Origin of the sequence: Schaalia cardiffensis (assembly GCF_016405145.1) — a bacterium.
Taxonomy (GTDB): domain Bacteria; phylum Actinomycetota; class Actinomycetes; order Actinomycetales; family Actinomycetaceae; genus Pauljensenia; species Pauljensenia cardiffensis.
The window spans coordinates 216,233-241,832 of the sequence record NZ_JAEKIA010000002.1 but is presented as its reverse complement, the minus strand read 5'-3'; the positions used below and the strand labels follow the sequence as shown (position 1 = coordinate 241,832).

22 protein-coding genes are annotated in these 25,600 nt (G+C 62.1%); 12 read left to right on the top strand and 10 right to left on the bottom strand.

Annotated elements, in window-relative coordinates; translation table 11 throughout:
- The first annotated feature begins 13 nt into the window (after nucleotides 1-13).
- From JFX23_RS02255 to JFX23_RS02245, 3 genes are all read left to right on the top strand, one after another.
- Complete coding sequence (locus JFX23_RS02255) at nucleotides 14-613, top strand: GDSL-type esterase/lipase family protein (protein ID WP_198775532.1); 600 nt, start codon at nucleotides 14-16, stop codon at nucleotides 611-613.
- A gap of 404 nt (nucleotides 614-1,017) precedes the next feature.
- Nucleotides 1,018-2,397, top strand: a complete 1,380-nt coding sequence (locus JFX23_RS02250) for a sensor histidine kinase (protein WP_198775531.1) — start codon at nucleotides 1,018-1,020, stop codon at nucleotides 2,395-2,397.
- A complete protein-coding gene (locus JFX23_RS02245; RefSeq protein WP_198775530.1) occupies nucleotides 2,394-3,086 on the top strand; it encodes a response regulator in 693 nt (230 codons plus the stop codon). Before JFX23_RS02250 ends, JFX23_RS02245 begins: the two co-directional genes overlap by 4 nt.
- 231 nt (nucleotides 3,087-3,317) lie before the next feature.
- Here JFX23_RS02245 and JFX23_RS09630 read toward each other — a convergent pair whose 3' ends face one another.
- The 3 genes from JFX23_RS09630 to JFX23_RS02235 all read right to left on the bottom strand — a co-directional run bounded on the left by JFX23_RS09630 (nucleotide 3,318) and on the right by JFX23_RS02235 (nucleotide 4,527).
- On the bottom strand, nucleotides 3,318-3,392 hold the full coding sequence (locus tag JFX23_RS09630) for a 50S ribosomal protein bL37 (protein WP_131247257.1): 75 nt from the start codon (nucleotides 3,390-3,392) through the stop codon (nucleotides 3,318-3,320).
- Between the two features lie 132 nt (nucleotides 3,393-3,524).
- Nucleotides 3,525-3,884 (bottom strand): anti-sigma factor, encoded by a 360-nt coding sequence (locus JFX23_RS02240; RefSeq protein WP_198775529.1) that lies wholly within the window; start codon nucleotides 3,882-3,884, stop codon nucleotides 3,525-3,527.
- Nucleotides 3,877-4,527: a sigma-70 family RNA polymerase sigma factor gene (locus JFX23_RS02235; protein ID WP_005961929.1), complete on the bottom strand. Its 651-nt coding sequence runs from the start codon at nucleotides 4,525-4,527 to the stop codon at nucleotides 3,877-3,879. The genes JFX23_RS02240 and JFX23_RS02235 overlap by 8 nt, the downstream gene beginning before the upstream one ends.
- 293 nt (nucleotides 4,528-4,820) lie before the next feature.
- Here JFX23_RS02235 and JFX23_RS02230 point away from each other — a divergent pair, with 293 nt between their 5' ends.
- The 6 genes from JFX23_RS02230 (at nucleotide 4,821) to JFX23_RS02205 (ending at nucleotide 13,764) form a co-directional block, all read left to right on the top strand.
- Nucleotides 4,821-5,336, top strand: coding sequence for a hypothetical protein (locus tag JFX23_RS02230; protein WP_233050476.1), 516 nt, complete (start codon nucleotides 4,821-4,823; stop codon nucleotides 5,334-5,336).
- Between the two features lie 157 nt (nucleotides 5,337-5,493).
- Nucleotides 5,494-6,780: a 3-phosphoshikimate 1-carboxyvinyltransferase gene (aroA, locus tag JFX23_RS02225; protein WP_198775553.1), complete on the top strand. Its 1,287-nt coding sequence runs from the start codon at nucleotides 5,494-5,496 to the stop codon at nucleotides 6,778-6,780.
- On the top strand, nucleotides 6,777-7,832 hold the full coding sequence (gene rsgA, locus JFX23_RS02220) for a ribosome small subunit-dependent GTPase A (protein WP_198775527.1): 1,056 nt from the start codon (nucleotides 6,777-6,779) through the stop codon (nucleotides 7,830-7,832). The genes aroA and rsgA overlap by 4 nt, the downstream gene beginning before the upstream one ends.
- A gap of 332 nt (nucleotides 7,833-8,164) precedes the next feature.
- Nucleotides 8,165-8,983 (top strand): histidinol-phosphatase, encoded by an 819-nt coding sequence (hisN, locus tag JFX23_RS02215; RefSeq protein ID WP_005961937.1) that lies wholly within the window; start codon nucleotides 8,165-8,167, stop codon nucleotides 8,981-8,983.
- Between the two features lie 378 nt (nucleotides 8,984-9,361).
- Nucleotides 9,362-10,570, top strand: a complete 1,209-nt coding sequence (locus JFX23_RS02210; protein WP_198775526.1) for an exonuclease SbcCD subunit D — start codon at nucleotides 9,362-9,364, stop codon at nucleotides 10,568-10,570.
- Nucleotides 10,567-13,764 carry an AAA family ATPase gene (locus tag JFX23_RS02205; protein WP_198775525.1) on the top strand — a complete coding sequence of 1,066 codons (3,198 nt, stop codon included), beginning with the start codon at nucleotides 10,567-10,569 and terminating at the stop codon, nucleotides 13,762-13,764. The genes JFX23_RS02210 and JFX23_RS02205 overlap by 4 nt, the downstream gene beginning before the upstream one ends.
- 304 nt (nucleotides 13,765-14,068) lie before the next feature.
- Here JFX23_RS02205 and JFX23_RS02200 read toward each other — a convergent pair whose 3' ends face one another.
- From JFX23_RS02200 to JFX23_RS02190, 3 genes are read right to left on the bottom strand one after another with little or no spacing between them, the layout of a single operon-like run.
- Nucleotides 14,069-14,533, bottom strand: coding sequence for a DUF6912 family protein (locus JFX23_RS02200; protein WP_198775524.1), 465 nt, complete (start codon nucleotides 14,531-14,533; stop codon nucleotides 14,069-14,071).
- A 4-nt stretch (nucleotides 14,534-14,537) separates the two neighbouring features.
- A complete protein-coding gene (locus tag JFX23_RS02195; RefSeq protein WP_198775523.1) occupies nucleotides 14,538-16,109 on the bottom strand; it encodes a nucleotide-binding protein in 1,572 nt (523 codons plus the stop codon).
- Nucleotides 16,106-16,705, bottom strand: coding sequence for a flagellar biosynthesis protein FlgA (locus JFX23_RS02190; protein WP_198775522.1), 600 nt, complete (start codon nucleotides 16,703-16,705; stop codon nucleotides 16,106-16,108). Before JFX23_RS02190 ends, JFX23_RS02195 begins: the two co-directional genes overlap by 4 nt.
- 178 nt (nucleotides 16,706-16,883) lie before the next feature.
- Between JFX23_RS02190 and JFX23_RS02185 the strand changes: the two genes are divergently transcribed.
- The gene (locus JFX23_RS02185; protein WP_005961949.1) at nucleotides 16,884-17,093 is read left to right on the top strand and encodes a helix-turn-helix domain-containing protein; all 210 of its coding nucleotides are present in this window, start codon (nucleotides 16,884-16,886) and stop codon (nucleotides 17,091-17,093) included.
- Between the two features lie 329 nt (nucleotides 17,094-17,422).
- On the opposite strand, the gene JFX23_RS02180 is transcribed toward JFX23_RS02185, so the two are convergent.
- Nucleotides 17,423-17,989: a hypothetical protein gene (locus tag JFX23_RS02180; RefSeq protein ID WP_198775521.1), complete on the bottom strand. Its 567-nt coding sequence runs from the start codon at nucleotides 17,987-17,989 to the stop codon at nucleotides 17,423-17,425.
- A gap of 272 nt (nucleotides 17,990-18,261) precedes the next feature.
- Here JFX23_RS02180 and JFX23_RS02175 point away from each other — a divergent pair, with 272 nt between their 5' ends.
- Both JFX23_RS02175 and JFX23_RS02170 read left to right on the top strand, forming a co-directional pair.
- Nucleotides 18,262-19,122, top strand: a complete 861-nt coding sequence (locus tag JFX23_RS02175) for a LysM peptidoglycan-binding domain-containing protein (protein ID WP_233050475.1) — start codon at nucleotides 18,262-18,264, stop codon at nucleotides 19,120-19,122.
- Nucleotides 19,119-19,592, top strand: a complete 474-nt coding sequence (locus JFX23_RS02170) for an Rv3235 family protein (RefSeq protein ID WP_233050474.1) — start codon at nucleotides 19,119-19,121, stop codon at nucleotides 19,590-19,592. Before JFX23_RS02175 ends, JFX23_RS02170 begins: the two co-directional genes overlap by 4 nt.
- A gap of 47 nt (nucleotides 19,593-19,639) precedes the next feature.
- Here the strand turns inward: JFX23_RS02170 and secA are convergent, their stop codons facing one another.
- The 3 genes from secA to JFX23_RS02155 all read right to left on the bottom strand — a co-directional run bounded on the left by secA (nucleotide 19,640) and on the right by JFX23_RS02155 (nucleotide 24,863).
- Nucleotides 19,640-22,519: a preprotein translocase subunit SecA gene (secA, locus tag JFX23_RS02165; RefSeq protein ID WP_198775520.1), complete on the bottom strand. Its 2,880-nt coding sequence runs from the start codon at nucleotides 22,517-22,519 to the stop codon at nucleotides 19,640-19,642.
- A 1,142-nt stretch (nucleotides 22,520-23,661) separates the two neighbouring features.
- Nucleotides 23,662-24,306: a ribosome hibernation-promoting factor, HPF/YfiA family gene (gene hpf / locus JFX23_RS02160; RefSeq protein ID WP_198775550.1), complete on the bottom strand. Its 645-nt coding sequence runs from the start codon at nucleotides 24,304-24,306 to the stop codon at nucleotides 23,662-23,664.
- Between the two features lie 179 nt (nucleotides 24,307-24,485).
- Entirely contained in the window at nucleotides 24,486-24,863 is a 378-nt protein-coding gene (locus tag JFX23_RS02155; protein ID WP_198775519.1) for a ComF family protein, read from the bottom strand.
- Nucleotides 24,864-25,600: the final 737 nt, after the last annotated feature.

The following is a 25,600-nucleotide window of genomic DNA, read 5'->3' as shown; positions in this document are numbered from 1 at the left end:
CGAAGGGGGCGGTATGCGCCTGTGCGTCATCGGCGACGAGCTCGTTGCCGGCACCGGGGACCCGCGAGGGCTCGGATGGGTGGGGCGCGTCCTCGCGCGCTCGAAGTTCAGTGAGCCGCCGACACTGATGACGCTCGCCTCCCCGGGGGAGACGACGAAGGACCTGTGCGCCCGTTGGGAGGGCGAAGTCATGCCCCGCCTGTCCTCCGGCGGACCCCGGGGCCTGCTCATCCACGTTGGTGCGAGCGATATCCTCGCGGGCCTGAGTTCGGCGCGTTCACGCCTCAACCTTGCAAATATCACCGACCGGGCGACGGCCCTGGGGATCCCCTGCTTCGTCATCGGCCCCGCTCCCCTGGCCGGAGTTGATCATCACAGTGTCAAAGAGCTTTCGCGCTCTTGCGCAGAGGTCTGCCAACGCCGGGGCCTGCCCTATGTCGATCTCGCCACTCCCCTGGCCACCCACGATCAGTGGTTCGAGGACATGGCGGCCTCGCGCGCTCAAAGCGCCTCGGGACTGACCTTGCCGGGACAGTCCGGCTACGCCCTCATCGCCTGGCTCATCTTGCATTCGGGCTGGTACGAGTGGACGGGGGCTGAGCCTCAGGACTGACCCTCGTTCTCCTCTCCTCATTGTGTGTGGGCTCTTCCAAGAAGCAAGGGACTGCCCCAGTGCACGAGGGCGGACACCGCTGTGCCGAAAAAGACGGGAACGATCCTCGAACCGCAGTACTCACAGTGCAACACCTCAGGATCGCTCCCGCACAGCCACAAGCGGGAGAGGTAGCGAAGGTGGGAAGGGGAGCGCCGATCCTGCGCAGTGTTCGTTCATGCGTGACTTCCACGCCCCATCGCCCAGCGCTGTCATCGAATGGCACTCTGATCTTGTCCTGCTATTCCTCAGGCTTGCTCAGTCCTGGGGATAATGGGGAGTCTGGGGGGTGGTAAGCGAGCTGCCAGGATTCCTCATACCAGAGGATGATGAGACGAGGAAGGGCCAACGACTAACGTGGGGGCGTGCCACAGCCCCGACTCCCCTCCTTTCGCGGCGCCGATCTTGTGAGCGCAGGCCTCCTCGGCCTCGTCACTGCCACGAATCTGCATGCTTTCACGCCCCCGCTCTCCAGTGTCGGCGAAGCCCTCGGCCCCGAGGCTGAGCTTCCTCTCTTCGGGGTCTTCACCCTGGTGTGCTGCGCGGCAGTAGCGGTGCGAACGCGCCACTCCTTACTTTCTGTGATCCTCATTGAGGGGATGCTCGCCCTCCATCTGCTCGTTTTCGACTCCCTCTCTGTGCTCTCCATCGTGCTCTGCCTCGTGGCGGCTGAGACGATCGGGTCGAGAATCGCCCGCCCCTGGTCGTGGGGGCTGCTCGCAGTCCTGGCCCTCGGATCGGCTGCGACGGCGTTAAGGGTCTCCCCCCTGTTCAATGAGGAGATTGCGCTGTTCACGCGCCTGTTCTTCGTCCTCATCGCCGCCTGGTCCCTCATCGGGGTGGCCTACTTGTGGGGGCTCAACCGGCGCAGGAGACGCGACCGGGTGGAGCAGGCGATCGCCCGAGCCGAAGAGCTCGCGGCCCATGCGGAGGATCGCAGGCGTCTGGCCGTCGTTGAGGAGCGTCAAAGGATCGCTCGTGATGTCCACGATCTCCTCGGGCATTCCCTGGCGGTCATTGGAATGCAGGCCGAAGGGGCCCGGGCGATGCTCGCCGCCGACCCGACTCGGGCCGAGGAGGCCCTCGCCACGATCGGGGAGTTGAGCCGGGTCGGCATTGATGACCTCAGACGTCTCGTTGATGTCTTAAGGGAGGAGGAGTCCGAACAGGTGGACTCTTCGGTTGGGATTGAGGGTCCTGGCGTCCCTCTTCTCGCAGGCGAGTGTTCTTCAGGGAGAGCCCCCTTAGCACCTGAGACGCGCACAGGACTTGCAGGGCTCATCGGCCTCCTCGAGCGGGTTCGTGCTGCCCAACTCGACATCCGTTTGACCCTTGAGGCGGATTCTTCTGTCCCGGCCTCAGTGGATGCGGCGTGCTCGGGGATCGTGCACGAGGCCTTATCCAATGCTATGCGTCATGGCGCTGGCCCCGTCCTCGTCGATATGAAGGTGCGGGCCGAGGGTGTCGATGTGTCGGTGTGCTCTGCGCAGAAAGCCTGCGCCCCTCAAGACGGCTCTCACGCTCCTCAGGACGGCTCTCACGCTCCTCAGGACGGCTCTCACGCTCCTCAGGACGGCTCCAAGGCAGGGGACGGGCCCCGGGTCGGGACGGGATTGACGACGATGCGTGAGCGCGCCGAAGCCCTTGGCGGTACCTTCCACGCCGCTCCGAGAAGTGATGGGCGTTGGCTCGTGCGTGCCCACTTGCCCGCCGAAGGCCCGGGCAGCGGAAAGGAGAAGAAATGATCCGCATCGGGATGGCCGACGATGAGCCCTTGTTCTTAGCGGGACTTGCGATGCTCCTGGACGCGCAAGAGGACATGGAGGTTTCCTGGCGGGCCGGGAATGGGAAAGAGGCTCTGGACTTGGCGGCCCGCTCCTCCGTCGATGTTCTCCTCCTCGACGTGCAAATGCCCCTCTGCGATGGTCTGGAGGCGACGCGGCGCTTCGTCTCCCGGGGGCTGTCCGGCAGGATCGTCATCCTCACGACCTTCGACACCGAGGGCTATGTCCTTGGCGCCATTGAGGCGGGAGCTTCGGGTTTCCTTTTGAAGAACACCCCTCCGCAGAGCCTCATTGACGCGATCCGCACGCTCGCCTCCGGAGACTCGGTGATCTCCCCTGGACCGACGCGCCGTCTGATCCGCGCGATGCGCGAAACCACGGCCCCGAGCCGGACTTCAAGGGAGCGTGCCCCGAGCGAGCCCATCTCAGCTGAGTTGACCGAAAGGGAAGTGGAGGTCCTCGCCCTCATCGCGCAGGGGCTGACGAACCAGGAGATGTGCGACCGATTGTGGGTGTCCATGCCGACGATCAAGACGCATGTCTCGCATCTGCTTGTGAAAACGGGGGCTCGAGACCGCGTCCAGCTCGTCTTGTACGCGCTGCGCACCGGGGTCGCCGACCTCGATTCGGTCCTCGCTCAAGGACACTGATCTTCTTCACCCATGCTCGCTTTTCCAAGCGCGACTTGCCCGGCTCTTGCGGACGCTTCCCCGGAGCGGTGAAAAGGCGGCGATACGCCACAAGTCGGCTCGTGTGACACCCCTGCTCCCCCGCGAAAACTCGCCTCGGCGGGGAGAAAATCCGGCGCTTGCGGAGGCTTTTTCCGAATATGCGAAAACCCGGCGACAAAAGTCACCGGGTCTTACGCGAATCTTCTCGGCTCAGGCGTTCGGACGCTTGCCGTGGTTCGCGCCACCCTTGCGACGATCGCGACGCTTGCGGCCCCTCTTCGACATGTGGATCTCCTCATTGCTCTCAGTGAACTGGGCTAGTTTCGCACAGATCACGCCTCGAGGCCAACACCACGAGCACCACGGAGACGGGCCTCACGTACGCGCCCCATCAGGGCTGTGACTTAGGCGGCGTGTTCAGCGTGTGAAGGAATCGATCGAGAGGTGCAATGCCGTGGCGATCCTCGTTTCAAGACCGTCAGGCGCATCCGATTCGAAACAGGAACGCAGGTAGACGCGCAGGTGACGTTCAGCGGCAAGAGCATCAGCACAGTGCTCGCATCCGGTCGCGTGGGCGAGGAGCACGAGACGTTCAGCCGCATCCGGCCCCTCGAGTTCACCAGAGTCAATCGAGACCCGCAGCTGTTCGCATTCCTCGCAATCGATGAGAGCGAAAAGCACCGCTTCGACTTCTTCACAACTGCGTTCAGGAGCATCAGCCGCCTGACGCAAGGCACGCCCGTCCTCGTCCATGCTGTCGATCATGCGTTCACTCATTGTGCCCTCCGATCCCATACTCGGCCGCCACATGCGCTAAAGAGCGGCGCAAGGCGGCCCGCCCTCGGTGTAGACGGGACATAACGGTGCCGATCGGGATTCCCAGAGTCGCCGCGATCTCCTTGTAGCTCAGCGAATCCACATCGGCGAGGACGACGACCATGCGCTGTTCCTCGGAGAGGGCATCGAGTGCTTCTTTCACCGCTTCGGAAGGCATTTGCGCAAGAGCCTCGACCTCGGCAGACTTCAAGCCGATCGGGTCGTGGGAGGCTGCTTCGGCGAGCTGCCAATCCTCCACTCCTTCCGTTGAGGCCCTGGCGGGTGAACGCTTCGCCTTGCGGTAGTGGGAGATGTAAGTGTTCGTAAGAATCCTGTAGAGCCAAGCGGTGATATTCGTGCCCGGCTCGTACTGGTGAAACCTCGAATAGGCTTTGAGATAGGTCTCTTGAACAAGGTCTTCTGCGTCGGCCCGGTTCCGGGTCATTCCGAGAGCCGCACCGAAAAGCCTGGAGGCGAGGGGCAGTGCTTCGGCGGCAAATCGGGCATCGAGTTCGGCGGACGAGGAGTCCGCTTCTGGCGCACTGTGCTCCGAGTGCTGCGCGCTCGTGTCCGCGCTCGCTGTGGTCGTCGGTAGGGAAGTCATCGGCTCCCAGGGTAGTCGGACCTGTGATCCGCGCGCTCGCCTGCACGCCGAAAGCGAGTCCTCTCCACTTGGCTCTGGCGCTTCTGAGCGCTATATCCACACCCGAAGAGCGTCCCACTCCCCTGCGTCCCTTCACCGCATCCGCGTCTGAAGAGCACATAAACCCACGCTCTCGCTCGCAGGGGAGGGGGGATGCGCTCATGGAAACTTCAACGGCCAAACGCCCAACCCTATTCCGAGGATCTGTCAGATGTGGTCGACGAAACACCCGGCTCTGGTCGACAATGGAAGACATGAACCTCCTGCGTCTCGTAGCCCGCCCTCTGCTCGCCGCACCCTTCCTCGTCGATGGGTTCTCAGCACTGCGCTCCCCCTCGGAGCACGTGGACCGGGCGCACGCCGTCGTGCCCCTCGTTGAGAAACTCACTCCGGGTCTCACCATTGATGATGAGGACCTGCGTGTGACGACTCGCGTTTTGGGCGTGGTGATGATCGGTGCGGGTACGGCTTTCGCCCTCGGAAAGGCTCCACGCACCTCAGCGGCCATTCTCGCCGGACTCGCAGCGCCAATGGCCTTCGTGAATGCGCCCGTGTGGGACGCGGAGTCGAAGGAGGAGCGCTTCGAGACGATGAAAGAGCTCAATAAGCGTTTGGCACTCGTCGGCGCTTTGGCGATCGCCTCAACGGATCGCGTGGGTCGGCCCTCTGCGGCGTGGAGGCGCTCGAATTCTCGAAAACAACGCCGTGCGCTCCTCGAGGCGCGCGCCGCCGGACGCCAGAGCCTCACCCAGTCACACACTCACTCCTGAGCGAGGCCCCTCGCCTGTGAGTTCCTCCACGTCTAAGGCCCCCGATTCCCCTGTCGATCCCACGGTTTCGTCCTCGTCCATCGGGGCCCCAGAAGCATCACCCTGCTCAGAGTCTTCCCCCGTCTCCCCCTGGTTGGCGCCTTCCGCTTCGGGGCCCCTGAATGCGTGTGTGAGGCTTCCCGGTTCGAAGTCGCAAAGCGCCCGCTTCCTCTACCTCGCTGCAGTCGCTTCTGGCCCCTCGCGTCTTCGCGGGGTCTTGGACTCGCGCGACACCCGTCTGCTCGCCAGCGCCTTGGAGACTCTGGGAGCACACTTCGAGAGCGAAGAGGAGGGGGCGATCCTCGTTCACCCTCTGGATCTGCACGCCTGTCTTGGTGAAGCTCGCGTGGCTATCGAGTGCGGGCTTGCGGGCACGGTCATGCGTTTCCTGCCGCCGCTCGCAGCGCTCTTCCACACGCCGGTCCGTTTCGATGGCGACCCCGCTGCTCGTCGACGCCCGCTCGCCCCACTCCTCGATACCCTCTCCCACTTGGGCGCGCAGATCGAATTCGAGGGCGAACCCGGCTTCCTCCCCTTCACTGTGACTGGTCCGCTGCGCGCGCCCGCCGATGGTGTGCTCCGCGTCGATGCTTCCGCCTCTTCACAATTCCTCTCAGCGATGCTCTTACTCGCCCCCCTGCTCGTCGCTCCCCTCATCGTTGAAGCGCCGGGCCGCGTCGTTTCTCTTCCCCACGTCGAGATGACCTGCGAGGCCCTGCGCCGCTGCGGCTGTGTAGTTGAACAGATCAACGAGGACGGGGGCGAGCCCCTTTCATGGCGCGTTCTTCCGGGTGCCCCTCGTCCTCAAGAACTCTCAGTCGAGCCGGACCTGTCCAATGCCGGTCCTTTCCTCGCGGCAGCGATGATCTGCGGGGGGAGGGTGAGAGTCCAGGATTGGCCAGAACGCACGAAGCAGGCGGGCGACGCGTGGAGGCAGATCCTTACCGACATGGGAGGGCTCGTCGAACGCGAAGGCTCGGATCTGGTCGTCACCGGACCCGACGGAGGGCGTATCCGGGGAATCGACATTGATATGTCGCAGATTGGGGAGCTCGCACCGACCCTCGCCGCCCTCGCGGCCTGTGCGAGTTCACCCTCGTCGATCCGTGGAATCGCGCATCTTCGGGGCCATGAGACTGATCGTCTCGCCGCGCTCGCGCACGAGCTTCGCGAGGCCGGCTGCGAGGTTGAGGAACTCGCAGATGGCCTGGAGATCATTCCCGCTCCCCTGATTCCGGGGCTGCGCAGAGCCTACGGCGATCATCGGATGGCGACCTTCGCGGCGATCATCGGTTTGAAAGCTCCCGGCACGACCCTCGACGATATCGCTTCAACCTCGAAAACGATTCCCGGTTTCGCCCGAATGTGGGAGGAGCTGCTGGGCACTTCAGGAGAACGCTCATGAGACGCGACACCGGTACCGATGATCCCCGCGTCCGCGTGCGCGCCGGCAAGTCCTCGCGTCCGAGGACGAAAGTGCGCCCCGACCGTTCGAAAGCACCGATCGGGCAGGTGATCGCGATTGACCGGGGCCGCTATCGGGTACGCCTCAAAGACCAGGGGATCGAGGTCCAGGCGGTTCGCGCGAAGGAACTCAAACGCGGCTCGGTCATCATGGGTGATCGTGTGCGCGTGACCGGGGATCTTTCGGGTCGGGTCGACACTCTCGCGAGGATCGTCGCCGTTGAAGAGCGTTCGACGGTCCTTCGCCGTTCCCTTGAAGATGCGCCCGATCTCAAGGGAGAAAAAGCGATTGTCGCGAACGCGGAGCTCATGTGCATTGTTGTGGCGCTGGCGGATCCGCCGCCGCGCACGGGGATGATCGACCGTTGCCTCGTTGCGGCCTATGAAGCGGGAATGAAGCCGATCTTATGCTTGACGAAAACAGATCTCGCCCGGCCTGATGAGCTGCTCGAGGCCTACCGTCCCTTCGATGTGACGACGATCGTGACAAGCGCCGATGACCCGGATTCTGTGGACGAGTTGCGCCGCGAGTTGGAGGGGCGTTTCTCGGTCCTGGTCGGTCATTCGGGGGTCGGGAAGTCAACGCTCATCAATGCGCTGGTTCCCAGTGCGAATCGCGCGGTCGGCCATGTCAACGAGGTCACCGGGCGTGGTCGCCACACTTCCACTTCTTCTGAGGCTTTTGAGCTTGCGGGCGGAGGATGGATCGTTGACACCCCGGGGGTCCGTTCCTTTGGCGTGGGGCATGTGTCGGTGGAGGATATTCTCTCTGTTTTCCCCGAGGTCGGTGAGGCCACCGGGTACTGTCTGCCCTTGTGTTCTCATTCTCGTGAGGAGCCCTCGTGCGCGATCGACGCCTGGGCGAAGGGGCATTCGCCTTTTGAGCCGGTCGAGGAGGAGGTCTCGGCGAAGAGGAAGAGCATGGCCGAGTCGGCGCGTCGTCTGCTCGCTTCGGTCGCAACTGCGGAGGCGGTCTCGAAGGCGGCGCGCTGAACCCTTGGGGTGGGGTGTTTTCGCGTCCTAAGGTTTGGGCCGTTCACTTCTCGGGGCTTTTCGTTTCTCGGGGCTTGTCGTCTCTCGGGGACAGGGTGTTGCGTTTCCCGAGGGCTTTCACCTCCCAAGGCCGGGATGTTGCATTTCCCGAGGTCTTTCACCTCCCGAGGCCGGGATGTTGCGTTTTCTGTGGTCTTTCCCCTCCCGAGGCCGGGGGCGTCCGTCCTCGCGAAGGTTACTGTTTGTTCTGACGGATTTCTTGTCCCGGGACCGGGGCGTCCACCTGAGCGTAGAAGGCACCACTTACCCCGCTGGGGCGATACCTTTGGAGCATGACCACTGACGCGCGCTACAACGACGATCTCAGACTCGCTCATGTCCTCGCCGACCAGGCGGACGCCATTACCCTCGCCCGCTTCGGCGCCCAGGATCTCGTTGTCGATTCCAAACCCGATCTCACCCCTGTCACGGATGCTGATCGCGCCGTCGAAGATATGATCCGCTCCCAGCTGGCGCATACGCGCTCTCGTGACAGTGTCGTGGGCGAAGAGCGTGGAACGAGTGGCCACGCGAGTCGGCAGTGGATCATCGACCCGATCGACGGCACGAAGAACTTCGTGCGCGGAGTGCCCGTGTGGGCGACCCTGATCGGCCTCGTCGAAGACGGGGAGGTCGTGATGGGCGTCGTCTCCGCTCCCGCATTGAAGCGCCGCTGGTGGGCCGCGAAGGGGCAGGGCTCTTTCGCCGGGACCTCGCTGTTCAAGGGCCGCAAGCTCAGTGTCTCCTCCGTGGCGGAGCTGTCCGACGCTTCACTGTCCTACTCTTCTTTGGACTCGTGGCTCCACGCCGAGCGCGGCGGGGAGTTCTTGAGGATGCAGTCTCAGTTCTGGCGCACTCGCGCGTACGGCGACTTTTGGAGTTACATGCTCGTCGCCGAGGGCGCGGTCGATGCCGCCTGTGAGCCCGAGCTTGAGCTCTACGATATGGCGGCTCTCGTCCCGATCGTCACCGAGGCCGGTGGACGTTTCACCTCGCTTCGCGCAGAAGAGGGGCCCTGGGGTGGGAACGCTCTTGCAACAAATGGTCTCCTTCATGAGCGTCTTCTCCGCATTCTCGATTGGCCAGGATTCGCCGCCTCAGACGAGGAGTAGGCGAACAAGCCCCGCCTGAGGGGCTTCACTTCCAGCTGCTTGTATGTCGATAGTTGCGTTCAAAGACTCTGCCTGAGGGGACCTTCGGTTTCACCTGTCATACGTTGAAAAGCTCTGCCTGAAGGGGCTTCGCTTCCACCTTCTTGCATGTCGAAAACGCCTTGGAAGGCTGTGTATCACGGGGTTTTCAGTGGCGCAGGGGTGGGTGAAAGGTGCTACTGCGCAGTCTTCGGAGCAAACCCCGAGCTTGGATCGAATGGCTGGCCTCATCTGGGGTACCACTGTGTCCTCTTCCTAGTGGTACCCCGTTCAGGCGCGGAAAAGCAGGATTCGACTCCCTGGTCCGCAGATGCACGTGGGCTTCGAGATACTTGGAGCATGAGGATCCTTCACACCTCCGATTGGCATATCGGACGTACTCTCCACGGGCAAGACCTTTCCGACTCTGTCGATGCCTTCTTCTCCTGGCTTCTTCAGCTCGTCGAGGCGCGCTCGATCGAGCTCGTCCTCATCAGTGGAGACCTCTTCGACCGTGCGGTGCCACCCCTGAACGCCCTCGCGAGAACCTCGAAGATGCTCGAAGAGCTCAGTGCGAAGGCCCGCGTCATCATCACTTCAGGCAACCATGACAGTGCGACGCGCCTGGGGCTTTTCTCCCCCATGTTGGATCAGCGCCTCGTCGTGACGACCGGGGTCGACACGATCGGCACCGCCGTCGAGCACGGGGGCCCAGGGGGCTGTCTGATCTACCCGATCCCTTATTTGGAGCCGGATCTTGTCCGCCAAGAGCTCTCCGATCTTGCTCCACTCGACTCTGGTCTTCCCGCTCCCCTGCCCCGCTCCCATGAGGCCGTCGTCGCGGCCGCTCTTCGGCGAGTCCGCGCCGATCTTGAGCTTCGACGGGAAGCGGGCGATCAGCGTCCGGCGATCGTCATGCTTCACGAGTTCTTGACCGGGGGCGCCCCCTCAGATTCGGAGCGAGTGATCGAGGTCGGCGGAGTGGGCTGTGTGCCAGCCGCTCTGCTTGACACTCTCGGCGGGGAAGAGCAGATCGACTTGGGTGTTGTGTACGCAGCGCTCGGGCACTTGCACCGTCCCCAGAGCATTTCGGGCGCCCGGATGCCCCTGCGATATTCAGGGTCCCCCATCGCCTATTCCTTTTCCGAGGCGGGCGTCGATAAGTCCGTTGTCCTCCTCGATGTGCACGGGGACTCGTGCGAGATTGAGCTCGTGCCGATTCCGGTCCACAGGCCCCTTGCCCTCCTCAGGGGAACGATGGAAGACCTCCTGGCCGACCCGGATCCTGCGCTCGTCAACGCCTATTGTTCGATCAGCGTCACTGACGATGCTCGACCGCAGCAGATGGTTTCCCGCATCCGCGAGGTCTACCCCCACGCCCTCGTCATCCTTCACGAGTCCGCGATCCGATCCTCGATCCCCTCTGGCGCGCCGGGCGTTCGCTCCAGGGCCCCGCAGGAGGTGACTCTCGACTTCTTTGCGGCCGTTGGCGGCAGGGAACTCGATGCGAGGGAAGCCCAGATCGTCTCGGACGTGTGGACGGATATGAGGAAGGAGGGGCTCCAATGAGGCTCCACAGACTCGCTTTCACCGCGATCGGCCCCTTCGCCGACACTGAGGTCATCGACTTCACGGTCTTCGACGATGCGGGGCTCTTCCTCTTAGCCGGGCCGACGGGCGCGGGCAAGTCGATGCTCATCGACGCGATCGTCTTCGCTCTCTACGGTGATGTCGCCCGTCAATCGGATGCGTCGACACAGCGTCTACGCTCCGACTACGCCTCACCCCGGGTCCATAGCGAGGTCGACCTCATCTTTGAAACCCCTGCCGGGATCTATCGTGTGACCCGGACTCCGAAGTATGTGCCGAAGGGGAATAAATCTGCTCGGAACTCTCAGGCGAGCCTCGTACGCGTCATCGAAGACCCCTCCTGTCCGGAGGGATACCGCACCATTGAGGGAATTGAACGCGGTGCCCGCCAGATCTCTTCGGAGATCAAGCGGATCGTCGGTCTGACGAAGGAGCAGTTCTTGCAGACTGTTGTCCTCCCTCAAGGCAAGTTCGCCGAATTCCTCACCGCGAAGTCTGAGGATCGCGAGTCCATTCTGCGCGATATCTTCGAAACGGGTGTCTATCTCGACTTCCAAAAGCGCCTCGTCAGTGAGGCAAACTCCGGCAAGGCCCGGCTTCTCGCCGCCGAAGAAGAGTGCCTGCGCGCTTTCGGGGCGCTTGAGCGCCTGGAATTGAAAGACATTGAGGTCCCCGCAGCTCTAGGGACACCTTCAGCATCCCTTGAGGTTCCTTCCACGTCCCCTGAGGCTCCTTCAGTGTCCCTTGAGGTTCCTTCAGCATCCCCTGAGGTTCCTTCACTGTCCCTCGAGACTCCTTCACCGGAGCCTGAAGATCACGCTTCTCGTGCCCCCATGGATCCTCTGGCCGATGAGGGGTGGGCCCGAGAACGGGCCGAACACATCGTCTCCACTGCCGAAAAGCTTCTCGACCAGGCCAGGGCCTCCCAACCGCCCCTCATTGAAGCTGCAGAAAAGGCCGCTCAAGCCCTCGCCCAGGCGAAGGAGGATCGGGTCCTCGTAGAGGAGAGGACTCGTCTCCTCGAAGAGAAGACGGCTCTTGAAGCCCAGGGCCCCTCTATCGCCGCCACTCGCCAGAAGATCGAGCAGGCCCGCCGTGTCGCAGCGATCCTGCCGAGCCTTGAGCAGCGAGATCAGGCACTCGCCGCTCGTCAGGCTGTTCACACGCAGGCTCTCCACTCTTTGACAGCCTGCAGCGCCGCCCAGATCCTCACCTTCGATGAGGCCTCTTTGAGCGAAGAACTCGCTCGCTCTTTCCTTCCCCAGATCGAAAACCACAAGGAGTTGAGAACCGAGGAGCGTGCACGGATTCGTGAGCTCCTCGCCCTCGAAGCCGGACTCCAGGATCGTCGACACGCCCTTGAGGCCCGTGTTGAAAAACGCGCAGCACTCGAAGCGACAATTGCGCACCTCGACGAGCAACTCGCAGAGTCACCACAGCGAATTGCGATGGGGGAAGAAGCATTGGAGGCGATGGCCTCTGAGATTAACGGACTCGAAGGGGTCGAGGGAGCCTTGGAGCGGGTGAAAGCCCGGATGAGCGCCGCCCAGGATGCGCTCCGCCTCATTGAGGAGATGAAAGCTGCTTCCCAGGCGCTCGGCGAAGCGAAAGCCGCAGCCCGTGACGCACAGATCACAGCGATGATCGCCCATGAGCAGTGGCTCAATCAGACGGCGAGCGCCCTCGCCCAGGACCTTGAGGAGGGCCAGGCCTGCCCGGTGTGCGGTTCCCTTGAGCACCCCTCCCCCATGCCCGCCCTTGAAGGTGAGGACCTGTCACGAGACGCAATCACCCTCCTCGATCGGGCGAAGACTCAAGCGGATGAGCGTTTCACAGCGGCTTCAAGCGCGCACCTGGCCCTGGTGGAGGCTGTGAAAGAAGCGAATGGGCGGGCCGGAGGCGACGCGGCCTCGATCTCTTTGGAACTCGAGGAGGCCCAGAAGGCGGTCGAAAGGCTCTTCGCGGTCAAGAAACTCAAGGCGGAGCTGGAAGCGGATCTGAAGAAAGAACGTGAAACCGAGGCCGCTGTGAAGGAGCAACGCTTAGCGGCCGAAGTTGAGCTCGTGGAGAGACGAGTGGAGATCACCTCCATGCGAGAATCCCTCGAAGCGGATGAGCGCAGATGCGCTGAGGCCGCGGGGAAGGCCGAATCACTGGGCGACCTGGATGACGCACTCACTCGCGCTCTCACCCTCTTGAAGGAAGCTTCCTCAGGGCTGAGCGAGTTCCTCCACTGTTCGCAGCTCGTAGCTTCAGCACATGAGAGGGCTCTATCGGCTTTGGACGAAGGGGGTTTCGAAGACACTCCTGAAGCGCACGATGAGATCCGTTCACTCCATGCGAGCGAAAAACAGATCACGGCTCTCGAAGCTGAGGTTTCCGCTTACGATTCCACGCTCGGGGCTGTGACTCAGCTGCTCGCCTCTTCGCGCCTTTCCCGCGCGGAAGGTCTTGTGCCGGCAGATGAAGAGCCTTTGCGTGAGGCTCTGAATGAGGCGAAGAAACGCCAAGACGAGGCGCAGCGTCGACTTGGCTCCTTGGAACAGGCCCTGAAGCAGATCCAGAGCGCCGAGGTGGATTTCTCGCATTCCCTCTCCCAGCTTCATGAAGTCCGTGACAGCTTCGGCCCCCTCAAGCGACTCGCCGGGATCGCAGACGCCTCTTCGAGAGAGAATCTCCTCCAGACTCCGTTGTCCGCGTGGGTTCTCGTCTCTCGCCTCGATGAGGTTTTGGCGGCGGCAAATCCTCGGCTCTTGTCCATCTCCTCGGGGCGCTACGAACTCGTCTCAACTCCCGATGATGGGACGCGTTCTCGACGTTCAGGCCTCGGCCTGGCGATCGTCGACCACGACACCGAAGAGACGCGTTCGCCGCGGACCCTGTCCGGGGGCGAGAGCTTCTATACCTCTTTGTCCCTCGCACTCGGCCTGGCGGATGTGGTGACGGCCGAGGCCGGGGGCATTGAGCTGCGCACGATGTTCATTGATGAGGGTTTCGGTTCTCTCGATTCTGCGACTCTGGAACTCGTGATGGCCGAGCTCCACAAGTTGAGGGATTCGGGGCGAGTCGTCGGCGTGATCAGTCACGTGGATGAGATGGCCCGGCAGATCCCCGACAGGATCACCGTGACGCCCAGTGGGCGCGGAGGTTCGCGCTTGTCGGTTACCGGCTGAGCCGATGAGTATCTGGGCAGATGAGTCCCTGAGCGCCCGCGGTGACCAGGGGTAAGTCACTGAGCGCCCGCGGCAACCAGGGCTGAATCACTCAAGGGGCGAGGCGGTCGAGAGCCGCTCTGAGTCACCCAGGAGCCAGCTCAGTCCAAAGGCAGTTCGGCAAGCGACTATTCGGGATTCCTCGGGTGAAGCTAGTCTCTCGGCGAGCAAGTGCGCAGGGCCTTCCCCTCGCCCGCCTCGAGTGTTCTCCTCACGGGCCCTGCCTCGGGGGTATTCCTCGAAGTCATGCGCCGTAGCGCCTGCCTCACAGGCCGAGCGCCCTTGCGAGGCTCTCCCTTTCGCTGACGTCGAACCATTCGAGTGCATGCTCCCACAAGGCCGCCACAGCCTCATCAGCCTCATCCTGCTCGCTCGCCTCGACGACCTTGAGCACAGCGGGGGCCGCCTCGCCAGAATCCGCGAGGATTGCGACGACCTCGCTCCAAGAAACAGCGATTTCGGCAGTCTCAACGACCCCCTCGCCCTCGCCTTCGCTCTCGAGAGCAGTATCGGCGACATCTGCGGCTGCGATCAGACGCACCATCGGCTCGCCCTCACGCTCTCGCAGCTCCATCAAGGACACGAGGGCAGCCTCGGTCTGGGCATCGTCTTCGAAGACCTCGATCGTCTCCGAGTCCGCTGCGCTCGGCGCGATGACTGTGAAGCCCCTGCGCGAAGACAAGAAATCACCGAGAAGATCAGAGCCGAGAAGAGGAAGATAGACGCGCATACGCCTAGTGTTCCACATTCGGACCTTTGCGCCGTGAAAGAAATCCCCTCCAGGGACGAGAGGGACGATTCGTCAACTCAGCTTCTCTTGACACTGCATCGCTTTGCGCGTCTCTTTCTCCAGGAGTGCTCCACCCACTCCCCTCAGCTTCAGGCATGATCCCCTGAGTCCCTCTACGCCCAGGAATACTCGCCTCCTCAGCACTCCTCCCACGCCCTCGTGCCTCAATCCTGCGCCCGGAAGGATATGAGCCCACAGGAGACTCTTCCGGGGGCTTCGGCTTCGAAGACGGCTTTGAGGGTGCGATCTGCTCGGCGAGGGCTTCAATGGCTTTCGCCGCAGGAGATTTCGGCGCATTCACCACAACGCTTCTCCCCTCGAGGAGCCCCGTGGCCACGGCCTCGTCTTCGGGGACAATATGAACGCGAGCCCCCGGGACGATCCCCGACAGGACCGCATCCAAGGCATTATGGGGGCGAGACCCGAGGGCGCAGGGAGCCACCCGATTCACCACGATCCTGGCGTGTTGTTCGGGAAGATGATCCGCAAGCCACTCAACGGCGAAAGACAAACGGTTCACCCCGATGACATCCGCTCGCGCGACACACACGATCTCATCGGCGTTTGCAAGGACCGCCGCCGCACTATCGTCTTGACTTCCCTGATGGCTCACTTCCTCACACATCGTGTCAGGACTGATCGCCGGAACATCAACAAGGATCCACTCGAACTCGCATCGAGCGGTTTCAATGATTTCAACAATGGCAGCGGGGCCCGCTTCGCGCCAACGATGGGGACTGGCAAGCCCCGTGAGGAGGAACAGGCCGGGCGCGCATTTGACCACGCTTTCACGCACAGCGCGCGCGTCAAGTCCCCCTCGAACGACTCGTCGCGCCAATGCCGCCAATCCGGAAGCGTCAACGGGAACTCCTGACATGTGCGCGATCGAAGGGTCCTTCGTGTCGGCATCAACGATGAGGACCTCCCCTTTCTTCGCGAGCGCGTGGGCGAGTCCGAGCGCGATCGTCGAACGCCCGGGGGCGCCTGAGGTGCCCCACACAGCGATCACATGCCCCTTCCTCCCGCCCCTGTCCTGAGCTTGGGAGAATCGCCCTGCTTCGTGATTGAGGAGAGCCTGTTCCAGAAGGTGGAGTTTGTCGCCTTGTGATTCTGAATCCGGGGGAGGCGGAGGAAGAGGAAGCGCAGACACTCCTTCTTCGGCGTCTTCGCTGCGCAGGAGGGCAAGTAGGGAGTCCACCACCATTGACGGAAGCCCCCGCGCGCACAAGCCATCAGCCCCAAGGCTTCGGGCTGGCGCAGTGTCCTCGGGATCTGCGACGAGGATGACTCCGGCACCGAAACGATGAAGCTCGTCAATGGTAATGGCGTCCAGGTCAGGATCGGACATGTCAAGAACCACGAGGGCGGCGACCTTCGCGCGGATCGCCGCGCGCGCTTCAGCGAGGTCCGCGCAGCGCCTGACGACTTTCAGCCCGCTCGTCTGGTCGATTGCACGAACGATCTCGCCTTCTTCTTCGGGGTTGACGAGGAAGACGACACCCTGTCTGGCACTCACGATGCCCCCACGGGGACTGCTGCGAGCGATTCTTGGCCGCTGGTCGCGTCGAGGACCGTGGACACAACTCCTGCATCGACAAGAACTTCGATTCTCAGTCCGCTGCGCACCAGTGATTCTTCATCATCAATGATTCTCACGAGAGTCGCGGAGGCGAGCAGGTGCGATTGTTCTTCTGCTCCTCTGCTCGGATGGGCTGAGGGAAGGGCCCAGAGTTCCACGGTATCCCCGGGTTTGGTGGAGCTGGGCAAGCCGTCGGCGACTGTGACGACGAAACGCCGCAGGCTCTGTTCGACCTCGTTCGTCGTTGATGCTCTCGCGACGAGTTCCCCCTCGCCCATGGATCGCTTGGCGAGCGTCCCGGGGACGAGTTCCCCTTCTTCGAGGTATGCCTCGGCGTCGATCCTGACATCTGCGAGGGCGGTGTTCGTCGCATCGAGGCTTTCACCGATGGCGATGGGGCGGGTCGTGCGATAGACGCTGACTCCGGCTCGGGCTTGGGCGACCAGCCACACGCAGGCGAGGATCGACACGGCGATAAGGGCGAGGCCGCCGAGGAGGCGCGGGTCGCGCCAGAGCGGAACGGGGCCAGTCACTGTGAGGGTTCGTCGTCGGTTGCGCACGCGGCCATCTTCCCCCGATTCGAGGGGGTTTGGCGCTCTTTCCACAGGCGATGATCGTCAAGCGGGAATCCGGGGAAGAGTGAAGGATGCACTATCCACAAGAAAAAGGGACGATCTCGTAGGAATCGAGAAGAAATGAGATACTCGGGGCATGTCCCCGAGATTCTTGACGCTCGCCGATGTGGCTGAGACCTTGAACCTGACAATGTCTGCAGCGCGTTCCCTTGTCACCTCTGGAGAGCTTCCCGCGATCCAGGTCGGCGGCAAGCGCGCCTGGCGCGTCGAGGAGGCCGTGCTTGAGCACTACATTGAAGAGCAATACGCCGCCACCCGCGAGCGCATCGCGGAGCACTCCCTGTAAACGCGGCACCCCCGTCGACACGCAAGACTCCCGTTCAAGGCAGGGCACCCCCTTCCCGCTCAAGGCAGGGCAGTTTCCCACTCAAAGCAGGGCATTCCCTGCGATCGCGACATACTCGAGCCAAGGCGAAGCACTCCCTTAAGCGCGACACGCTCTGGCAATCGCAGAACACTTCCTGTGATCGCGCCCCACTCCCTGTGGGCTCTGCTCTGCTCAAACAGTCCCCAGCGCCGACTCTTCCCCAGTGAGCCCTTAGGAGCGGTCCTGCTCGAAGACCTTCCTTCCCCGCCCCTCGCGTCAGTTCGCTCAACGCCCTGCTCATAGCCTCTTTACAGCCCGTCTCCCCTCAGTACATCAAAGGAACGAACACGGCGGATCCCCGAGGTGACGAGGGCGATGCGTTGACTCGACCTACGGTCCCGGCAATCAAGCTCGTGTGTCGAGGGCGAGATGTCCAGGTCGAAGTGATCTGCGAAGACTTCACGGATGATGCCCGTATGGCGCCCCGCGTCGTGGTCGATGACGACGGGAGAGCCTTGAGTTGCAAGCCCGCGCAAGGCGCTGGAGATCCCCAGGCCTGCACGAACGCCTCCGAGGTCACACCCCGCTTTGAGGGGCCAGGCCGCCTCGATCGCTCCGAGAGGCACGAGGGATGCTCCTGAGCTCTCGCGGATCACGAGCCAGTTGCGCGTCGCGTCGAGGATTTTGCCGCTGAGTTGTTGGCCCCCTCGAAGGATCAGGGTGATGGTTTTACCGCTCGCTTGCACGATCCGGTCCGCCAGGCGCACGGACACTCGTTCGGCGTCGGCGAGTTCACCGACGAGTTCATCGTGTTCTTCGCGGCGGCGCGCTTCAAATTCAGCTTCGAGGGAGTGCAGGAAGAGTTCGAGGTCCACAGCTTCCAGAGTCGCATTCTTGGAGCGCGTTCTCCATTCCTTTGAGCAAAGATGTGCATCCCTCGCCGACAACTGAACACCCCCTTGACGAAGCAGCGAAGGCGATGCACACTGAATTCATACGAACTGATACGAACTATATACAAACGAGGTGAATCGTGGATACTTGCACAGATCGTGAGTCACGGGACCTGCGACTCACGCTGGCACACGCCTTCGTTTCAACGCCGACTTCCCTCTTCCTCGCGGCGAGCTGCGCCCGCCTTCTTCCAATGGCATCCCCAGCTCACCCCGAGTTCCTTCTCACGGCCGCCGTCACCGCATTCGTGGCGCTCATCCTTTTCCGCGCGGCCCTCGCAGCTTGGCTGGCCTTGGCGACACGACTCACTTTCCTCCCCTCAGTGCTCAGGTTCTCCTTCGGCAGAGCTGTCATGTTGATCGATTCTGGTGCCGCCCGACGCCTGGTCATCGCAGGCGCGCGCAGTTCAGCCCTCGGGCTCGCCACCCTCGGCTTCGGCATGGGTGGGGCTGCAATCGCGGCCCCACTTCCTCTTGAAACCGATAGCACCGCCAGCAACTCAGAGTCAGTGTCATGGCTGTGGCATTCGACCGATCCGGCTGAGGCTTCTCCCTCGGATCTGGGCCGTCTTACTCCCAGCCCTCAAAACAACGCCGAGCAGGCGCAGGCTCCCACTCAGGATCTTCAAACCCCCGATCACTCCCCTGAGCAGTTCCCCAGGACAGATCAGACTCACCCGCAAGATCTCACACACTCAACTCGCAGATCTGTGCCCTCCTCCACTACTGATCCCGATCCTCGCTCGACAAAGCTGCAGAGTGCTCCTCCCTCATCAGATCTCAAGTCCTCCACGGGAAGCACTTCTTCAGGAGAGGGGCCTCTTTCGTACCACGGCTCCGAACTCGACTCGCTTCAGGCTCGCGCCACACTCACCGTCGAACCCGGGGATTGCCTGTGGAGTATCGCTGAGACCCTCCTGCCTTCCGGGGCTTCAGATTCACAAATCGACGCCGCATGGCGCGCCCTGTACGCGGCGAACGCCTCTGTGGTCGGCGCTGATCCCTCGCTCATTCACCCGGGCACCGTCCTCGTCCTTCCTCAGGAGTCGAAATGAGTTCTCTTCCGATCTCAGCCACCACACCTTTACACACCCCGTCTCGCAGGATGTTCCGCTGGGACCTCAGATTCGATGTCCCTCCATCGCAACAATCAGATACTCGCGAATGGCTCAGGTCCCGTCGCACAGACGCGGGACTCGAAGTCAATGCTCCGGAAGCAGGCGCCTGGTCAGCGGGCCTCGCGCGGGCGATCATCGAATCAGTTCTCGGGCTTCGAGACAAGCGCCAACTCGAGCGTTGGCTCATCCCCTCGCTTTTCTCCGCTCTTAAACACCTGCGCTTCGACGAGGAAGTCATTGGCGTGGGTAAAAGGACCTGCCAACCAACGACGTGGAGGTTCCAAGAAGTCAATGGGGCCGTCGAATCTGCCGTCGTTGTGAAAGGAGCAAAGCGCTCCTACGCGGTCGCTTTGCGCCTTGAAGCGTTTCGAGGGCGATGGATCGCCACCGCCCTCGAAATCGCCTAACTCGAAGAAAGCCACTCCCCGTCCTGACAGGGAGCATCAGCCGCGAATCAGCGGCGCTTGCGCGCCTTCCTCGCAGCCTTTCGACGTTGCTCGCGATTGCCTCCCGAAGACGAAGGCGTCCCGGCTTGTGCCTCACTCGAGGAGTAGCGCAGATTCTGAGCCTTCTTCTGACCAAAATCTCCCATCACGGATGCGGCACGAGCCGTTCGCGCCCGCTTCGCAGCCTGAGTCTTCTCCTTCGCAGCCTTCGCCTCGGCGGCCGCCTCAGCTGCGGCAATCGCATCAAGGGCATCGGCCGAAGAGGAATCCTCCTCAGGCGAGGACTTCACTCTCAATCCCGCTGCTCCGATCCCATCTGTGAAGAGCCCCTGTTCACGAGCCTGCTCAAAAGCGCGTTCAAACTGGTGGGCGAAGCCGAAAACCTGCTGGACCGATTCTTCGCGGATCCGCTCCATCATCGCCTGGAACATCTGGGCGCCCTCGTCCTTATATTCGACGAGCGGGTCGCGCTGACCCATCGCACGAAGGCCAATACCTTCCTTGAGGTAATCCATCTCGTAGAGGTGCTCGCGCCACAGGCGGTCCACAGTCGCGATGACGACTCGCCGCTCAAGAGCGCGCATCGGCTCATCACCGAGCTGCTCGCGAGCAAGCGGATTCTCATTCAGAGCATCCTCAGCGTCCTCGTAAACCGCTTGAATGTCACCGACGAGTTCAGACACAAGATCCTCACGGACCAAGGAGGCGCGCCCGCCGTGTTCCATCTCGACCTCCTCATAGGAGACCGAAGGCGGATAGTAGCCGCGCAGCGTATCCCACAAAACGTCAAGATCCCACTCTCGGGGGGCAAGACCCGCTGTCTTCTCGTTGACGATGCCGACAATGAGGGACTCCATGAAGGACTTCATCTGCGGCTCAAGGTCTTCACCCTCAAGAACGCGGCGGCGCTCCTCGTAAATGAGTTCACGCTGCCCGGTCATGACATCGTCGTATTTAAGGACGTTCTTACGGATCTCGAAGTTGCGGGCTTCGACCTGGTGCTGCGCGGACTGAATCGAGCGCGACACAATGCGATTCTCCAGGGGAAGATCCTCCGGGTAGGCACCGGACGCCATGATCCGCTGGGCCATACCCGAATTGAACAGGCGCATAAGGTCGTCTTCCATCGACAGGTAGAACCTGGATTCGCCGGGGTCTCCTTGACGGCCGGAACGGCCTCGCAGCTGATTGTCGATACGGCGCGATTCGTGACGTTCAGAACCCAGGACATACAGGCCGCCCAGTTCGCGTACCTCTTCACGCTCGGCTTCCACGGCCGCGTCTGCCTCGGCAAGGGCGAGAGGCCATTGGGCCCGGTACTCCTCAGGGTTCTCCTTCGGGTCAATTCCCTGGGAGGCGAGGTTCGCCTGCGCGATGAACTCGGAGTTGCCGCCGAGCATGATGTCGGTGCCTCGACCCGCCATGTTCGTCGCGACGGTGACGGCACCTTTACGACCGGCCATTGCGACAACCGCAGCTTCGCGAGCATGCTGCTTCGCGTTGAGGACCTGGTGCGGGATGTGCTTGTCCTTGAGGAGGCGCGAGAGGAGCTCAGACTTCTCGACCGAGGCTGTGCCCACGAGGACCGGTTGCCCCTTCGCGTGACGCTCAGCGATGTCTTCGATGATGGCCTTGAGTTTCCCGGCTTCTGTCGGGAAAACGAAGTCGGGCTGGTCGATGCGGATCATCGGACGGTTCGTAGGGATCGGGATGACGCCGATCTTGTATGTCGAGGAGAACTCGGCGGCCTCAGTCTCAGCGGTGCCCGTCATTCCCGCCCGCGACCCCTCGGGGTAGAGGCGGAAGTAGTTCTGCAAGGTGATCGTGGCGAGAGTCTGATTCTCCGCTTTGATCTCGACATCCTCTTTGGCTTCGATCGCCTGGTGCATGCCGTCGTTGTAGCGACGCCCCGGCAGGACTCGCCCGGTGTGCTCATCAACGATGAGGACTTCACCGCCGTCGACAATGTAGTCCTTGTCCAAGTGGAAGAGTTCCTTCGCCCTGATGGCGTTGTTGAGGAAACCAATGAGGGGGGTGTTCGCAGCCTCGTAGAGGTTCTCCACGCCGAGCTCGTCCTCGACTTTGTCAATTCCCGGTTCGAGGACGCCGATGGTCTTCTTCTTCTCGTCGACCTCGTAGTCGACGTCGCGGGTGAGCAGCTTCGCGATTCGCGCGAACTCGACGTACCAGCGGTTCACATCTCCCGAGGCAGGGCCGGAGATGATGAGCGGGGTGCGGGCCTCATCAATGAGGATCGAGTCGACCTCGTCAACGATGACGTAGTTGTGGCCACGCTGGACCATATCTTCGACGCGCTGAGCCATGTTGTCGCGCAAATAGTCGAAGCCGAATTCGTTATTCGTGCCGTAGGTGATGTCCGCGTCGTACTGTTTGCGCCGCTCAGCGGGTGTCTGTCCGACGAGGACGCAGCCGACGCTCAGACCGAGGAAGGAGTAGACGCGCGCCATGATGTCGGACTGGTATTTGGCGAGGTAGTCGTTCACGGTGACAACGTGGACGCCCTTACCGGTCAGTGCCCGAAGGTACGCGGGCATAGTCGCGACGAGGGTCTTGCCCTCGCCGGTCTTCATTTCGGCAATATTGCCCTTGTGGAGGGCGATGCCGCCCATGACTTGAACATGGAAAGGGCGCATGTGCAGGATGCGCCAGGCCGCTTCACGTACGGTCGCAAAAGCTTCGACGAGGATGTCGTCGAGGGTCTCTCCGTTTTCGAGGCGTTCTTTAAACTCGGCGGTCTTCGCCTGGAGTTCGGCGTCGCTGAGTTTCTCGAAGTCCTCCTGGAGGGCGTCGACCTGGCTGGCGAGTTGGTCGAGCTTTTTGAGGGTGCGGCCTTCGCCGGCTCGGAGGATCTTGTCGATCAAGGACACGGGGACTCCTGTGGTTCGTTTCCGGGGCGGTGTGCCCCGCGTGCGCCTATGCGCCGCTCCAGTTTACGGAGTTCCCAGGCTTTGTCTCGACTCGGCGCCAAAATCTCAGGGAAGAATCACGAAGACGCGTGTTTCCGCCTCCTTCAGCCAACCGGCTAAGGCCACAAGTCGGACGCCAGGCCTACACACACCGGAAGATTCAAACTTCGACCTGGGACTTCTTCAAGGATCGGAGACGCACCGTTCGACTTGTGGACCAGCGCAGGCGAAACGCCCCCGCACAAACTCGCTGACATCCCTGTTCTGATACCCCGATTATGGTTTCGGCGAGGCGTGGGGATGCCAGGTGGCACCGAAATCATATTTGGGGTCGCACGCGTGAGGACCGAGTACTCTCCAACAACCCCAATCACACTCTCGGCAGGACCGAGGGACACTCAGACCCACCGAGATCATATTTGGGGTCGTATGCGTGGGGACCGCATACTCTCCAACAACCCCAATCACACTCTCGGCAGGACCGAGGGACACTCAGACCCACCGAGATCATATTTGGGGTCGCACGCGTGAGGACCGAACGCTCTCCAACAACCCCAATCACACTCTCGGCAGGACCGAGGGACACTCAGACCCACCGAGATCATATTTGGGGTCGCACGCATGGGGACCACATACTCTCCAACAACCCCGATTATGGTTTCGGCGAGTCGTGGGGGTGCCAGGTGGCACCGAGATCATGTTTGGGGTTATTCGGCCCTTGCCCGCGCGAAACCGGGCACCGCAGCTGCCGCCGGGTACGCCGTTCTCCCTCTCAGGTTTCACCGAAATGCCCGACAAGGCCACACACTCTGCCTGACATCTCCGGCTAAGGCCACAAGTCGAACACTTGGCTTGCACACATCGGAGGATTCAAACTTCGACCTGGGCATTCTTCAAGGATCCGCGACACACCGTTCGACTTGTGGACCAGCGCAGACGGAGTACTCCACACAAACTCGCTAGTTCCCACCAGCACAACACGCCCTCGCGAGCCCCGGCGTACAAACTCGCTGGTATCCACCGGCGCAACACGTCGAACGCGGGCCTCGGCGCACGATCGCCGGGGCCCGCGTCTCATTGATGTGGTGGAGCTACACACCGTCCTATTCGACCGTGGTGTTCAAACGAAGGACGCCGTAGGTCCAGCCGTGGCGGTGGTAGACGACGCACGGCTGCTTCGTGTCCTTGTCAACGAAGAGGAAGAAGGGGTGTCCGACCATTTCCATCTGGTCGAGAGCCTCATCAACGGTCATCGGCGCAGCCTCGTGAACCTTCTGGCGCACAATGATCGGCGAATCACCGAGCTGCTCTTCGCGGGCTTCACCGACCTTGAGATCTTCGGCGGAGCGCAGATGGGCGGGAGCCTCGGGGACGGGCACTTCTTCGACAGGTGCGACTTCTTCAATCACCTCGACTTCGTCAAGTTCGCGCGGGTAGCGACGTCTGTGGTCTTTCGCGAGATCGCGCATGCGGCGGAGGCGCTCGAAGAGTTTGCCTGCGGCGATATCGACCGCTGCGTAGCGATCCGCCGATTCCGCTTCAGCGCGGATGATCGGGCCTTTGCCGTAGACGGTCAGTTCGATGCGCTCAGCGGTGTCAGCCTGCCGGGGGTTGCGCTCGTGGGTGAGTTCAACGTCGACCCGCTGCGCGCGGGGGTAGAACTGCGTGACCTTTGAGACTTTTTCCTCGACGTAGGCGCGGAAGTTCGGGTGGATTTCCGCATTGCGCGCGACGACGGTGATGTCCATATTTTCCTCCAGGGGAAGCAGGCGGGCTCCATTGCCCGCGAATCGGATGCCCGAACGCGTCATTGCCTCGGGCCGTGATCTGAGCTATCACCTCCATCCGTGCACGTCGGAGGCTCTTTCAGGAAAGGTCCCCCGCCGTGTTGGCTATGGCACGAGCATAACCCAGATTATGACCTAAGTCATAGGGATGGGGGATTCACTCTCGCGAAGACTGCGCAGGCCAAAGCCCCTGCGCACACCCTTGCGAGCTCTCGCATCGTGGCCCCAGTCGTCAGTACATCATCAACGAGGACGATCCTCCCGGGCTCAGGCAAGGGGAGGCGCGCACGCATGGACCCGATCTTCGCTTTGCGCCGTTGTGCACCCCCGACTCCGAACTGGGAGGGAGTTCCGATTCTCAATCCCACGGCCTCGACGACTCTGGCTTGAACTCCTGTTTCCCGGCTCAATCCCTGAGCGAGCCCACAAGCGAGGGCGGAAGTGACTTGGCGTCCGAACAGACGGCGTTTCCAGCTGGCAGGAGCGGGGATGACCCAGATCTCCGTGCCCTTCGCCAAGGCGAGCCGCTCTTTTCGCTCCGCATTATCTCTGAAAGCTCTTCGGCCCAATCGCGCGTCTCGCTCCTCTTGTACGCGCCCCTTCCTGTGGGAACACCTCGCATCTCGGGCAAATCCTGCATCTTGAACAGAACCCGTGTCTTGGGCAAATCCTTCATCTTGGGCAGAGCTCGCGTCCTGGGCAGAGTTCGCGTCCTGGACAGAGCCCGTGTCTTGCGAAAAAACCTCCCCCTGGACGGATCCTGCGTCTTGGGCAGAACCCTCATCTTGGGCAGATCCAGCGTCTTGGGCAGATCCAGCGTCTTGGGCAGATCCAGCGTCTTGGGCAAAAGTCTCTCCCTGAGTAGAGCCCACGCTTTGCGCCAAGGCTGAGGGCACCCCGATTTTGAGCATGCGCCCCAGTTCCCGACCGAGAGTCATTCCCGATTGTCGTAGGAGTTCTTCAGGGTCGAATGAGGGGGAATGCTTCGCCGACACGATGAGACCTCGCCTCCGCCCCTCATATGCTCCCCCGTCAAGCAGAGGAATATCCGAGATGGCGAAGAGCTCCGGCATTTCAAGACTTCCCCAATGACAAGGGGCCTCAACCTGCTTTGCGCACTCCGTACACACCACCTCATCCCAAGCTCCACATCCTGCGCAGCGAGTCGGAAGGAACAGATTCGCAGCTTCTCGCACAAAACCGCCACTTCTTCCAATCCACATGCGCCTAGTGTCAAGGGAAGCACCCTCATCTT